This is a genomic window from Vibrio alfacsensis, assembly GCF_019670485.1.
Taxonomy (GTDB): Bacteria; Pseudomonadota; Gammaproteobacteria; order Enterobacterales; family Vibrionaceae; genus Vibrio; species Vibrio alfacsensis.
Window position 1 is genome coordinate 35,172 of sequence record NZ_AP024166.1, and the last position, 13,116, is coordinate 48,287.

Consider the following 13,116-nt stretch of genomic DNA (forward strand, 5'->3'; position numbering starts at 1 on the left):
AAGCAAATGAGCCTTTATCTCAAACAAATAAGTGCTTTGCGTGGAAGTTGAGGTGATCGGCAATGAAAGTCGAGATAAAGAAGTAGCTGTGGTCATAGCCGGATTGCATGCGAACTTCTACCGCTGAATCGTGTGTTTTTGCTGCGGCGATTAACGCCTCTGGCTTCAATTGCTCAGCAAGGAAGTTATCCGCATCACCTTGGTCTACCAAGATTGGCAACGGTGATTTCGCTTGCTTTAGCAACTCGCTTGCGTCGTACTGCTTCCAGCTTTCGATATCAGTGCCTAGGTAGGCGGTAAACGCTTTTTGGCCCCAAGGACATTGCATTGGGTTACTGATTGGGCTGAACGCTGAAATTGAACGGTACTGATCTGAATTTTTCAGACCAATGGTGATCGCACCGTGACCACCCATGCTGTGACCCGAAATCGACTTCACATCAGAGACTGGGAAGTTGCTTTCAATGACTGCAGGCAGTTCTTTGGTGATGTAATCGTACATGTGGTAGTGACGTGACCATGGCTCTTGAGTGGCGTTTAGGTAGAAACCTGCGCCTTTACCCAGATCGTAGTTATCGTCGTCTGCCACGTCGTCACCACGTGGGCTGGTATCCGGTGCCACAATCGCGATACCTAACTCAGCCGCCATGCGAAACGCACCGGCTTTCTGCATGAAGTTCTCATCGGTACACGTCAAGCCAGACAACCAGTAAACCACAGGCACTGGGTTTGATTTGGTTGCATTTGGTGGCAAGAAGATCGCGAAGCGCATGTTGCAGTTCAAAGCGCGAGATTCGTGAGTGTACTGTTTATGCCAACCACCGAATACTTTGGCTTGGCTTAGGCTTTCAATGGTCATGAATAATCTCTCGATAAAACAATGATTTTTAACGGCGGACAAGACCGTTAAAGACAGCGGATGGCTCTCTTCCCGAGGAAAACGTGTCCATAGAGAAGAGAGCTTATTTCAAATTTTCAAATATCAGTCACATTCCGTGAGCAGTTATCTTGGACTATTTATCCATGTGAAGAACAGTACGGATAGATTCACCTTTGTGCATCAGTTCGAATGCTTCGTTCACGTCTTGCAGACCCATAGTGTGCGTGATGAATTCTTGTAGACCGAACTCACCAGCCATGTAACGGTTTACGATTTCTGGAAGCTCAGAGCGGCCTTTAACACCACCGAAAGCAGAGCCACGCCATACACGACCAGTGACTAGTTGGAATGGACGAGTTGAGATCTCTTGACCTGCACCAGCAACACCAATGATTACTGACTCACCCCAACCTTTGTGACAACACTCAAGTGCTTGACGCATCACGTTTACGTTACCGATACATTCGAATGAGTAGTCAACACCACCGTCTGTCATCTCAACGATAACGTCTTGGATTGGTTTGTCGAATTTCATTGGGTTGATTACGTCAGTAGCACCAAGTTGTTTCGCTAGGTCGAATTTGCTTTCGTTGATGTCTACACCGATGATTTTGCTTGCACCAGCCATACGCGCACCGATGATTGCAGAAAGACCGATACCGCCTAGACCGAATACAGCAACAGTGTCGCCTTTTTCAACTTTAGCTGTGTTTAGTACCGCACCCATACCAGTGGTTACGCCACAACCTAGAAGACAAACTTCTTCAAGTGGTGCTTCTTTGTTTACTTTCGCTAGTGAGATTTCTGGAAGAACTGTGTACTCAGAGAAAGTAGAACAACCCATGTAGTGGAAAATAGTCTCACCGTTGATAGAGAAACGGCTCGTGCCATCTGGCATTAGGCCTTTACCTTGAGTTTCACGAACTGCCTGACATAGGTTAGTTTTGCCAGATTTACAGAACTTACACTCACCACATTCAGCTGTGTAAAGTGGGATAACGTGGTCGCCAACTTCAACGCTTGTTACGCCTTCGCCAACCATTTCAACAATACCGCCGCCTTCGTGGCCAAGGATTGAAGGGAAAATACCTTCTGGATCGTCACCTGAAAGAGTGAATGCGTCAGTGTGACAAACACCAGTTGCTACGATGCGAACTAGAACTTCGCCCGCTTTAGGAAGTTGTACATCAACTTCTTCCATTTTTAGTGGTTCGCCAGCTGCCCATGCAACCATTGCTTTAGATTTGATGTGAGTTTGACCTGGTTTGATTTCAAGTGCCATTGGATGTTTCCTTTATATTCTTAATATAGGGAGTGACGTCATAAGCGTAGTTGAGGTTTTCTTACTGCGCTGCGTCGTTTTGTTGGTGCCCATTTTAGGTATTTATAGAAAAATGATAATCCAGCTAAATTGAAAATGATTTTTACGCATATGTAATAATTAGTGTAATACGCCATTAATTTGTGCGACTAAGATTAAGAAGTAAAAGAAAAGTCACTTTAGGATTTGACCTTAAGTATGGTTGAGGTTTTATTGTGTTGGCCATTGCGAAGAAACATCGACTTAGGAACAGCATGAACAACACAGACTTACAGACTTATTTAAAGAAACTTGGGGTTACACAGTCATTGGATGTCAGCGTTGATACGCTTTTTTGTTTGCACAATGCTCAGCATCGTCGTCTGCCATTTGAGAACTTTGATATCTCATTAGGTAGAGGCATTTCGATTGCTGAACAAGACATCATCGACAAGCTGGTTTACCATGAGCGCGGTGGTTACTGTTTCGAACTGAATGGTCTGCTGTTAAGAGTGCTACAAAACGTTGGCTTTGACGCAAGGCCCCTCTTAGGACGTGTGCATTTATCGGGCACACCATCGGGCAGAACTCATCAGTTTACTTTGGTGACGCTAGGGGAAGAAAAGTGGATCGTCGATGTGGGCTTTGGTTCAAATACACCACGTGCACCATTGCCATTTGTGCTTAACCAAGTCATTCATACCGATTTACAAACGTTCCGTATAATTGAAGATGAACGATTGGGTTACATGTTACAAGGTCAATCGCATGAAGACGCGAGTCAATGGTTAAACCTTTATAGTTTCGATTTTGACTATGTCTTTGATGGTGACATCGCGTGTGGCAACTATTTTGCGTCGACGTCACCGGATTCGCGATTTACCACTAATCGCGTTGCGGCGCTGGCGACGGATTCCGGAATTATCACCTTAGCAAATTTCATCTTGAAGCAACGCGTGAACGGAGACGTTGTGGAAACATTATTGGCTGACGATGCATCTTATTTACGTGTAATTAAACAGTACTTCGGTATTGAACTTGATTCCGCCTATCAAGATTTAAAACTCTGAGACCAACGAATAACTTCTGCTGTTCAGGCAGAGATATTCAACGAACAAGTGCTTCCTAATGAACAAACGCGACCTAATCGTTCTTAAATGAGTTTTCTCGGCTTAAGTGTTTGTGTGAGAATACGCTCAGAATAACCGTCCAAAGGAATTTAAACATGGCGAATTGGGAAGGCGTGAGTGAATTTGTCGCCGTGGCAGAAACCAACAGCTTCACCGGTGCAGCAAATAAGCTGAAAACATCCGTTGCACAGATCAGTCGTCGCGTTTCAGCATTAGAAGAACGACTCGCTGTTAAATTGTTGCACCGTACCACTCGTCGAGTCTCGCTTTCAGAAGCCGGTCAGCTTTATTACCAACAGTGTAAGCACCTGGTTGAGGGGTTAGAGCTTGCAGAATTAGCGGTGACACAGATGCAGGCCGAACCAAAAGGTCTACTAAAAGTAACTGCGCCTGTGACCTATGGTGAGATGAACCTAGCGCCATTATTGCATCAGTTCATCGAGAAATACCCGCAGGTGAATCTTGATTTGATTTTGACCAACCAAAAACTGGATTTGATCGAACAAGGCGTGGATGTGGCGGTCCGTTTAGGGCGCTTGCAAGACTCTAGCTTGATCGCTAAGCGTTTGTCATCTCGTCAGTTGTATGTTTGTGCGAGTCCGGCTTACTTAGAACGATTTGGTGAGCCGCATACTTTGTCTGAACTTAGTCATCACCAATGTTTAGTGGGTACCGCCGATTATTGGCATTTTAAAGATAAGATGCGCGAGAAGTCTCTGCGTGTTTCTGGCCGTATTAAATGTAACAGTGGTTTTGCTTTGGTGGATGCAGCGAAACGGAGCTTAGGCTTGGTGCAATTGCCGGATTATTATGTACAAGAAGCGTTGGATAATGGCGAACTGGTGGAAGTGCTTACCGATTACCGAGATGATCGTGAGGGCATTTGGGCGCTTTATCCACAAAACCGTAACCTCTCTCCAAAAGTTCGATTACTGATTGATTTTTTGGCAGAGCATCTTAGCTGAGTTACGGATTGTCATTGTGCCAAGATAAGCCAAGTTAGTTATGTGCGACTTGGCTTATTTATAGCAAGTAAGAATATCGAGCAAGTTGGAATTACTGCTCGTTCAACTCTGCATCTTTTTGCTTGATTGCTTTGTGTCCATCTTCTGCCACGCCTTGTTTCCAATAGCTGCTGATGTAGATGTTTTCACGATTCACTTCTTTCTCGTTACGGAAGTACTGACGCAGCGCGCGCATTGAATCGAATTCGCACGCACACCAAACAGCTGCTTCACCCTCTTGCCACTCAAGTTCGCGGATTTTATCTACTAGAGATTGTTCGGTTATCCAGTGGATTTCCATTCCTGCTGGTGCATCTAAAGGTTGAATATCGGCTTCCGTAATAACACTGATCACAGCGTAGCCTTTCGCGTCTTCTGGTAGATTACGGATCTTTGCTGATAACGCTGGTAATGCGGTCATATCTGCTGCCATGAAGAACCAATCTGCCTCATGATTGAGGTTAGAGATGCTGCCAGGACCTGCGATGTTAATCGTGTCACCTTCTTTTGCTGACATCGCCCAGCGCGCAGCGAACCCGCACTGCAGGTCTTCTGTGATGTGACGTACAAAGTCGACTTCGATGGTGCAGGCTTGTAAGTCGATACGGCGAATGGTGTAGGTACGCATGACAGGACGGTTGTTTTCAGAGAAACCTTGAATTTCAGTGCCGCCTTTCTCGTTGAATAACAGTTTGATGTAACTGCCCTCGCAATCGAGAGGGAATTGACCTAATGCCTCACCTTGCAAAGTAAGACGCTGCATATTTGGAGTGATAGCTTCTGAGCGAATTACGGTAAGTGCTTTTGGCTGTGGTTTTTTCTTCATTTTATTTTGCATTTTTATATCAACCTGATAACTATTCTCTTTCTCATTTAATGGTATCAACATACCAGGTGAGAGGGTAGCGTCTTTATCTAAATTTACACTGTGAATTGAGATTGAGCGAAGAATCCAACGTATTTTTAAAAACACTAAGTCGCTAAGGTCGGGCAGAAGTTCTGTGTGAACCAGAGGGGCAATTGGAAAAATAGATACAAATTAGGGCACATAAGTGCCCTAGATTGAAAAGCGATTCAAGTTAGGGTTACTGCTTTTTCTCAAGTAAATGCGTTTTGAGGAAACGATCCATCGCTTGGTACCCTTCAAGGCGATTCTCTAGCGAACGGAATCCATGTCCTTCATTTTCTTTGACGATGTATTCCACTTCAACACCACGCTCACGCAAGGCATTCACAATTTGATCTGATTCGCTTTTAACGACGCGAGGATCTTTTGCACCTTGAAGTACCAATAATGGCGCTTTAATTTGATCGACATGGAATACTGGTGAGTAGGCTCTCATCATTTTTGCATCTTCTGGATTATTAGGGTCACCCACTTGTTCATGCAGCATTGCTAAGAATGGAGCCCAATAAGGTGGGATAGAGTCCATAAATGTAAAGAGGTTTGAAACGCCAACGTAGTCGATGCCACACTTGTAAAGGTCAGGTGTGAAAGTCACCCCTGCTAGCGCAGCATAACCACCGTAAGACGCGCCATAGATACACACTTCTCCGGACTGAGCGTAACCTTGTTCAATGGTCCATTTTACACCATCAGTGATGTCATCTTGCATGGATTGTCCCCACTGCTTAAATGACTTTTCCCAAAACTCTCGCCCGTAGCCAGTCGAGCCTCTAAAGTTCATTTGCAGTACTGCAATGCCACGGTTTGCGAATAGTTGCACTTCTGGTTGAAAGCCCCAGTGATCTCGAGCCCAAGGCCCGCCATGTGGAAGAACAAGTAAAGGTAAGTCTTTTGCATCGCGGCCTTTTGGTAACGTTAGGTATCCGTTAATGATCTCGCCATCGCGTGCGGTGTAGGTAATTGGCTGCATTTTTGCCATGTGTTCTGGTTTATGCCAAGGCGCATTCTCCGCCAATTTCTCCAATTCGTTAGTATTACGGTCGTAGTAATAGTAATTCGGGCGATCAACATCACTGTATGTTACGACGATCATTTTGCTTTCATCTCGCGTGGTGTTGTTGACTGAAATTTCTACACCTGGCAATTGTTTTTGTAAGCGCTCAAACGTTTCTTGATAACCGTCATCTAAGAAGTGATATTGGCGTTTATCCGTAACATAAGAGATGGATGCCAGTTTGTTGAGTGCATTTGAGTAATGCGCATTCGCCACATCAACATCTGGATGGGAGAAGATTTCACGTACTTCTTTGTTCGCTCTTACATCGTATTCAATAATGGCAGACTTATCGCGCGTAATACGAGAGGCAACATATAAGTTTTTGTTATCCGGAGTAAATGAAATGGGAGAGAAGCTGTCTTTGAACGTTAAGCTTTTCAGTGGTCGGAATTCTTCGTCAACGGTATCGCGATAAAGAACCGCCGTATTCACACCATCAGAAGTGGTGATTACACGAATGTTTCCATCGTGGTCGGTTCCCCAATAGCGGACGTTTCCTGGGTTTTGCGCCACCAATGTGTTTTCACCGGTTTTTAAATTATGACGGTAGACGTCAAAAACTTGCGGATTTCTCTCGTTCGTCGAGATGAGAATGTCATCAGGCTGGCTTTCTAATGTATCAATCACGAAAGCAACGACATCCGATGTTGGCGTGATGGTTTTCTCTTCACCGGTTTTTACGTTGACAGTAACGAGGTAGAAGTTTTCGTCACCGCCTGTATCGCGCGAATAGATCACCGTATCATTTCCAACCCAATGGTAGTAGGCGATGTCTCGTTCCGTAATCGCAGTAATACGTTTGGTGTTTTCTGGTTGGCCGACAGGGTGAACGAAAATATTCTTACGATCTTGCCACGGTTTTAACATTGAAATGTAGTCGCCAACAGGGGAGATCTGGTAGCTAGACACTTCCGCATTTCTGAAAAAGTAGTCGACGGGATACTCTGGTGGGATGGCTTCGATATTTGCTGTATTCGTCTGGCTACACCCTGTGAGTAGTAGACCAAAAGCGGTAGCAAAAATAAGCTTGCGAGTACGCATGTATAACGCTCCTTGTGTGACGGACCGGTTAGCATCGTGCTTGTCGGTCAGAGTGAATGGTCATGTCGCGACAGAGAAAGAGATGCGACAAAGCAATGAAAGAGAAACCAACATCGAACGTATCGACAAGGTTTATGTTTGAGTTTTTAAAACTCTTGTCACTGCTATCGCTACTATGACCTAATCCTCCATGGAGATGGTGATTAATTGTACTTACCGAACAAAGGACTAACCAAAATTTGGTGTAAATCACAATTAGTCATGGCTATTTTGCCATTTATATCATTGGGATAGTCGACAAAAGCAAGAGTGTAGCCATGCCATAATTGAAGCCTTTTACTCGTTTTGTAGTGGTTAGCCAACGCTGAAGTTGCATGCCTGCCGCTGTCCAAAAAGTGACCGATGGTAGGTTTGCCACACAGAAGATGCCCGCGATGAAAGCCAGCTCCAACCAAGCCCCTCCATTGCTATAAACCGTGATAGCCGTTAGTGCCATTGACCAACCTTTTGGGTTCACCCATTGAAAGGCCACCGCGCCAAAAAAGCTCATTGGACGGTAATCCCCCTTAACTTCCGTTTTGCTGCTGGTGGCGATTTTATAGGTGAGATACAACAAATACGTCAGACTCAGGACTTTGAGAATGTTGTGTGTGGTGGGATAAGCATGAAATAAGCCCATTAAGCCGACACCAACCAGCATCAGCATTGCCGCAAAGCCGAGAGTGATGCCTAACATGTGTGGGATGGTGCGTTTAAAGCCGACATTCGCGCCAGAGGTCATGAGCATAATGTTATTGGGGCCAGGTGTGAAAGTCGAAACAAACGCAAACAGTGCCAAAGCACCAAGTTGGTGGTATTCCATAATGTGTTCCTAGATTTTAGTTTTGCCCATTCATTAGTGGGCAAAGGGTTACGTTTCTGACCGGTCGAGAACAATGATAGGTAGAAGTGTCATCAATTTTGTGTTTTTATTTGACGAGAAATTACGCGCTAAACAACAAAAGGCTATTATGGATAGGTTTGACGAAAGGATATTGCAAGCGCTTAAATCGGATGGAAGAATCTCCAATGTGGAGCTGTCTGAGCGAGTGGGATTATCTCCATCAGCGACTTTGCGTCGAGTGCAAGATTTAGAGCGTAAAGGGATTATCAAGGGCTATCGAGCGTTACTTGATCATCAAAAAATGGGGATTGGGTTCATCGCTTATGTATCGATTGGATTGGCTTCTCACTCTAAAAACGCGCAATTAGGTTTTGAAGAGCATGTGCGTTTTGTCAATGAAGTGGTGGAGTGCCATAACATCACGGGAGCTAACGAGTATTTGCTTCGAGTAGAAACGCACGATCTTGCATCCTATAAAGCATTTCATGCGGATGTTTTAGGAGAATGCGAACACGTCAAAGCGATCACGACCATGGTGGTCATGGACACACCAAAAGATGAACGCTAGGAAGCGCAATAAGACGCGACGATGACTCGTTATTGACTGCAATTTTTGTCGCTATTTGTCCAAGGTTGCCAGTTCATCATCGCAATATCAGCGAGTTTGAGCATAGGAATGTCTTCGTGGGTATCACCATACGCATAAACAGTGCAGTAATGGCTTAGATCAAATTTGGTGGTGACTCGCTCGACTTTTCTTTCTAAGCTGCAATCGCCATATCGATAAAGGCCACTCATTCGTTTGCTGTCATTAAGCACTTCACTACACAGCAAGTGGTAACCCTGAGCATCACACCAAGGTTTTAAGTAAGCGTTAAGCGAGGCTGAGACAATCACAATGGTATCCCCTCGACGTTGATGCCAATCGAGCTTTTCTTTTGCTTTTGGGCGAAGATGGCGAATGATCACGTCACGAGCGAATCTCTCACCTAATACTTTGACTTGTTCGGTGTCTCGACCTGAGAACGCAATAACGCTCGCAATGGGGCGCATGCGACGTGCTGGAAGAATGCCGGCTTTGTATAACATATAGAATGGCGTGATCACGATCTTACCAAGCCATTTTCGTAAGCCCGTCGCCGAATAGTTGAGGAATAGACTGAACATATCCTCATCAGTGATCGTGCCATCAAAATCAAAGAGTGCGAGAGCAGGTCTCGTTATTTCAGGCAATCTGTAGCCTTGGTATTAATGTGCGTGTCCATGTGAGAAGTTTATCACCATCACACCTGCAGCGATAAGTGCCATTCCAATCCAAAGGCTAGTATCCATGTGTTGGCGATATACTAATTGAGATATTAAAGTTACCGATACAATCGCCAAACCAGCCCACAACGCATGAACAATCCCGACAGGCATTCCCCCTTTCATGGCTTGCGCTAAGCAGACAAATGCGGCTAGGTGACCGAGTAAGACAAGTGTTGCCGGGATAGGTTTACTAAAACCATCCGTTGCTTTAAGTGCTACATGTGAAAGGGCTTCCGCGCCCACGCCTAAAAGTAAGAAAAACCAGCTCATTTTATTGTTCGCCATCGTTTGTTGAGGGAGGCGCACAGTATAATTGTAATTTTATAATTGATAATCTAGGCAAAAAGAAAATAACCATTACATATATGTAATAGTGAGGGCGTTTCTTTATCTGAATTAGCTGAAATAGGATTTCGCTAATTCACTGCACCATGCAACCAGAGCTTTTGTCGTCGCTTGTTGTTCATCACCAATGGGGTGAAATAAACTAAAAGGCATTTTGACGTCATTGGCCAGAAGAGGCGTAGGTAATTTTTTAAGGAGCTGTTTCTTGGCGTAGTATTCCCCCAGTGGAACTGGGAGCAGCGCCCATCCTTCATTTTTGAGCATTTTTACCAATAAGGTATGGCTGCTTACTGCTCGGGTGTGAGAGGAAAATGCTTGTATCATGCCATCGCTGTTCATGTTGTTGAACGAAAGGTATTGCACTTCTAATTGTGCATCTTCGATTGTAAACGCCGCTCTTTGAGCTAACGGACTTTTCGCTCCGACATAAAGCCCGTAACTGATATAACCTAAATGTTTAAATATAAGGGGATACCTAGGTGAGATCCCTCCGATTGCCGGTAAAATGGCAAGATCGAGTTCACGCTCGGACACTTGCTTTAATGCGTTGTCTCGATGTGTTTCAATCCATTGCACTCGTACTTGAGGAAAGAAAGATAAGCAACGACGTTCAAGTTCAGCGATAAAATCGACTGGGAAATCAATGTCATAACCAAGCTTTAATCGTGTTTTTGGCTCTTGAAACATGGCATTGCCAAATTCGAGTAGTTTTCGGTTTTGTCTCAATACGAGTTTGGCTTGAGGGTACAGTTGTGTGGCTCGTTCTGTTGGATTGGCTTTGCGCCCGATGATGGTGAAGAGTTCAAGTCCGAGAATATCTTCATAGGATTTAACAAGCTCGCGTACAGTTGTTCTATCCTTATTTAATTCACGACCGGCAGCACTATACGAATGGTGTTCGTACACCGACACAAAAGCATAAAGTTGATCAAGAGAATGCAAAATACCTCCTTTAGTTTATGAACGTAAAAGCCCTGCATAAGTGGTTTTTAAGATAGTAAATTCCCATTCATAATGGGTGCAAATATCGTCATCAATTTTGCGAGCGAGATGTCACTAAGTTCGATGTCCAACCTTAAAAAGCAATCCGCCATATTTAGCCCTGAGCTATTTAAAGTGATTTTGACAGTGGCTATTCCAGTAACACTGCAAACCATTTTATTTTCCAGTAAAGGCTTAATTGACCTCGTTATGATCGGTCAATTAACGGAGCAAAACATCGCTGCAGTTGGTGTTGCGAGCCGAGCCTTGTTTGTCGCGACGATCTTTTTAGCGGGTGTGACAGCTGGTGGAGCAATGCTCACTGCTCAGTATTTTGGTGCGAAAGACCAGGTAGGTGTGACGCGAAGCACGGCGCTGACGTGGGTGATGGCGACTGGCGCGGCGTTGATTCCGTTATGTGCGTTTCATTTCTATGGTGATGGCATCATGGGACTGTCAACGAACTCGTCTGAGATCATTGCCCTAGGTCATCAGTATCTAAAGGTTTCTGGCTGGAGCTTATTTGCGGTTACCTATGTTGGCAGTATCGCTGCAGGTCTGCGTGCTATGCACCAAGCCGCCGTGAGCACTTGGTTCAGTGGGTTCGGTATTACGCTGAATGTCATGTTTAACTGGGTGCTGATTTTTGGGCAGTTTGGGTTTCCTGAACTGGGTTTAAAAGGGGCAGCGATTGCGACCGTACTCAGCTCAATGCTGGAAGTGCTTGCGATATATTTGTACCTAAAAACGAAAACGCATCCTCTACGATTTGGGGTTCAAGCATTGAAACAAGGATTGCAATGGCAGCATGTCCGCCCGTTCTTTTCACTTTCAATGCCGACGACACTGAACTTTCTTGCTTGGTCTGGAGGCTTATTTGCTTATACCGCGATCATGGGGCAAACCGGAGAGGCGGGCTTAGTTGTCCTTTCGGTTATCACGCCGATAGAAGCATTTTCACTCAGTTTCTTAACGGGTATTGCTAACGCTTCTGCCGTGATTGTCGGCAACCAATTAGGGGCGAATAAACCTGAACTGGCCTATGCACAAGCGAAAGGGTTTACCGTAATTGCTGTTGGCGTGACGTTGCTAGTGTCTGTATCACTATGGTTGCTTCAATCGGCAGTGTTGGATTTATTTACGGCCCTTTCTTTAGAAACCAGACACTTGGCAGAGCAGTTTTATTTAATTTTGTGTTTTGGCATTTTACTGCGCTCTTTACCGACCTTGATGGTGGTCGGTGTATTACGTGCAGGTGGTGATGTGAAATTTTGTCTGTACCAAGACCTGTGTACTCAGTGGCTATTTGGTATTCCTTTGGCTGCGCTTGGTGCCTTAGTGTTTGGGTTTTCTGCACCGGTGATATTTGCGATGTTCTTTTTAGAGACCCTGTTTAAGTGGGGCGTATGCTTGTATCGGTTCCGCAGTCGCAAATGGATGAATTATTTGATTACAGAGGGGTAATAACAATGAACTTACTCAGTGTTTATGAAGCTTATGGAGTGACGATTGCGGTGATCGCTTTTGCTATGGTGTATTTGTTTATTCATGTGAAATACATTCGCCATCATGCCATGCATAAGCGATTTTTAGCCGCATTGTGGGAGTTAATGAAAAACACCATTCATGGAGAGCATATTCGTACCATGGGCTATAAGCATGAAAAGGAAACAACAACGTCAAAAAATAAAAACAGCGTCAAAACATAATAATGGCTTAGGAACTCAATACCTAAATGCGTTCGAAAACTTGGTATAGCGGTAAAACGGAGAATCCGGTTTATTGATACCATTTAGGTGCTTGAGCTGCTTCGATACAAGTCTAGAGCGATTCCGCTTGTATTGTTTAGGGAAAGGGTCAAACACGCTTTCCCATTTTTTTAGGTCTCGGCTTAACCTCTCTGTTTCATCCTTACATTTAAGTGTCAACATAAAAGCCAAAGCGCGTCGAGTCATAATGACTATTGATAAAATACGGCCAACCAAATGGTTTCTTGATTGGGAGCGGTCCAACTCACTCGATGTTTAGTGTGAGCAGGAATGTTAGTGTGATCGCCAACTTCTAAATGTATCACGCTACCATCTTCATAAGTCAGTTCACCAGCACCTTGTAATATCAATACCCATTCGTGATCTTCCTGATCATACCAATCCCCCTCTGGTGTTGTTTGTCCTGTCGATACAATACGTTCAATACGCAGCTGTTTGTGACTCAGAATATCGTCAAATACTTCTTTGCTTAAATCATCAGGTAAGTCTTTTAGTAGATTCATGTGTCATC

15 protein-coding genes are annotated in these 13,116 nt (G+C 44.5%); 6 read left to right on the forward strand and 9 right to left on the reverse strand.

What is annotated here, in order from left to right; all coding sequences use genetic code 11:
* Positions 1–19: 19 nt before the first annotated feature.
* Both fghA and VA249_RS14820 read right to left on the reverse strand, forming a co-directional pair.
* Complete coding sequence (fghA, locus tag VA249_RS14815; protein WP_221071170.1) at positions 20–859, reverse strand: S-formylglutathione hydrolase; 840 nt, start codon at positions 857–859, stop codon at positions 20–22.
* Between the two features lie 154 nt (positions 860–1,013).
* On the reverse strand, positions 1,014–2,162 hold the full coding sequence (locus VA249_RS14820) for an S-(hydroxymethyl)glutathione dehydrogenase/class III alcohol dehydrogenase (RefSeq protein ID WP_221071173.1): 1,149 nt from the start codon (positions 2,160–2,162) through the stop codon (positions 1,014–1,016).
* Between the two features lie 293 nt (positions 2,163–2,455).
* Here VA249_RS14820 and VA249_RS14825 point away from each other — a divergent pair, with 293 nt between their 5' ends.
* Both VA249_RS14825 and VA249_RS14830 read left to right on the forward strand, forming a co-directional pair.
* Positions 2,456–3,250, forward strand: coding sequence for an arylamine N-acetyltransferase family protein (locus VA249_RS14825; protein WP_221071175.1), 795 nt, complete (start codon positions 2,456–2,458; stop codon positions 3,248–3,250).
* A gap of 155 nt (positions 3,251–3,405) precedes the next feature.
* Entirely contained in the window at positions 3,406–4,275 is an 870-nt protein-coding gene (locus VA249_RS14830) for a LysR family transcriptional regulator (protein ID WP_221071177.1), read from the forward strand.
* 91 nt (positions 4,276–4,366) lie between these two features.
* Here VA249_RS14830 and VA249_RS14835 read toward each other — a convergent pair whose 3' ends face one another.
* Together VA249_RS14835 and VA249_RS14840 are read right to left on the reverse strand one after the other, a co-directional pair.
* A complete protein-coding gene (locus VA249_RS14835; protein ID WP_221071179.1) occupies positions 4,367–5,140 on the reverse strand; it encodes a siderophore-interacting protein in 774 nt (257 codons plus the stop codon).
* Positions 5,141–5,399: 259 nt separating this feature from the next.
* Positions 5,400–7,319, reverse strand: coding sequence for a S9 family peptidase (locus VA249_RS14840; RefSeq protein WP_221071181.1), 1,920 nt, complete (start codon positions 7,317–7,319; stop codon positions 5,400–5,402).
* On the opposite strand from VA249_RS14840, the gene VA249_RS14845 reads away from it, so the two are divergent.
* Entirely contained in the window at positions 7,318–7,461 is a 144-nt protein-coding gene (locus VA249_RS14845; RefSeq protein WP_221071183.1) for a hypothetical protein, read from the forward strand. The two genes, VA249_RS14840 and VA249_RS14845, sit on opposite strands and share 2 nt — an antisense overlap.
* Positions 7,462–7,596: 135 nt before the next feature.
* On the opposite strand, the gene VA249_RS14850 is transcribed toward VA249_RS14845, so the two are convergent.
* Positions 7,597–8,181, reverse strand: coding sequence for a LysE family translocator (locus tag VA249_RS14850; RefSeq protein WP_221071192.1), 585 nt, complete (start codon positions 8,179–8,181; stop codon positions 7,597–7,599).
* Between the two features lie 148 nt (positions 8,182–8,329).
* On the opposite strand from VA249_RS14850, the gene VA249_RS14855 reads away from it, so the two are divergent.
* Positions 8,330–8,770 (forward strand): Lrp/AsnC family transcriptional regulator, encoded by a 441-nt coding sequence (locus tag VA249_RS14855; RefSeq protein ID WP_221071193.1) that lies wholly within the window; start codon positions 8,330–8,332, stop codon positions 8,768–8,770.
* Positions 8,771–8,799: 29 nt separating this feature from the next.
* Here the strand turns inward: VA249_RS14855 and VA249_RS14860 are convergent, their stop codons facing one another.
* The 3 genes from VA249_RS14860 to VA249_RS14870 form a co-directional block, all read right to left on the reverse strand.
* Complete coding sequence (locus tag VA249_RS14860; RefSeq protein WP_221071194.1) at positions 8,800–9,435, reverse strand: HAD-IB family hydrolase; 636 nt, start codon at positions 9,433–9,435, stop codon at positions 8,800–8,802.
* Positions 9,436–9,450: 15 nt separating this feature from the next.
* Entirely contained in the window at positions 9,451–9,780 is a 330-nt protein-coding gene (locus tag VA249_RS14865; protein ID WP_221071195.1) for a DMT family transporter, read from the reverse strand.
* A gap of 126 nt (positions 9,781–9,906) precedes the next feature.
* A complete protein-coding gene (locus VA249_RS14870) occupies positions 9,907–10,797 on the reverse strand; it encodes a LysR family transcriptional regulator (protein WP_221071196.1) in 891 nt (296 codons plus the stop codon).
* 108 nt (positions 10,798–10,905) lie between these two features.
* Between VA249_RS14870 and VA249_RS14875 the strand changes: the two genes are divergently transcribed.
* Together VA249_RS14875 and VA249_RS14880 are read left to right on the forward strand one after the other, a co-directional pair.
* A complete protein-coding gene (locus VA249_RS14875; RefSeq protein ID WP_225927138.1) occupies positions 10,906–12,300 on the forward strand; it encodes an MATE family efflux transporter in 1,395 nt (464 codons plus the stop codon).
* Between the two features lie 5 nt (positions 12,301–12,305).
* Positions 12,306–12,545, forward strand: coding sequence for a hypothetical protein (locus VA249_RS14880; RefSeq protein WP_211918148.1), 240 nt, complete (start codon positions 12,306–12,308; stop codon positions 12,543–12,545).
* A 251-nt stretch (positions 12,546–12,796) separates the two neighbouring features.
* Here the strand turns inward: VA249_RS14880 and VA249_RS14885 are convergent, their stop codons facing one another.
* The gene (locus tag VA249_RS14885; protein WP_221071198.1) at positions 12,797–13,108 is read right to left on the reverse strand and encodes a cupin domain-containing protein; all 312 of its coding nucleotides are present in this window, start codon (positions 13,106–13,108) and stop codon (positions 12,797–12,799) included.
* Between the last annotated feature and the right edge of the window lie 8 nt (positions 13,109–13,116).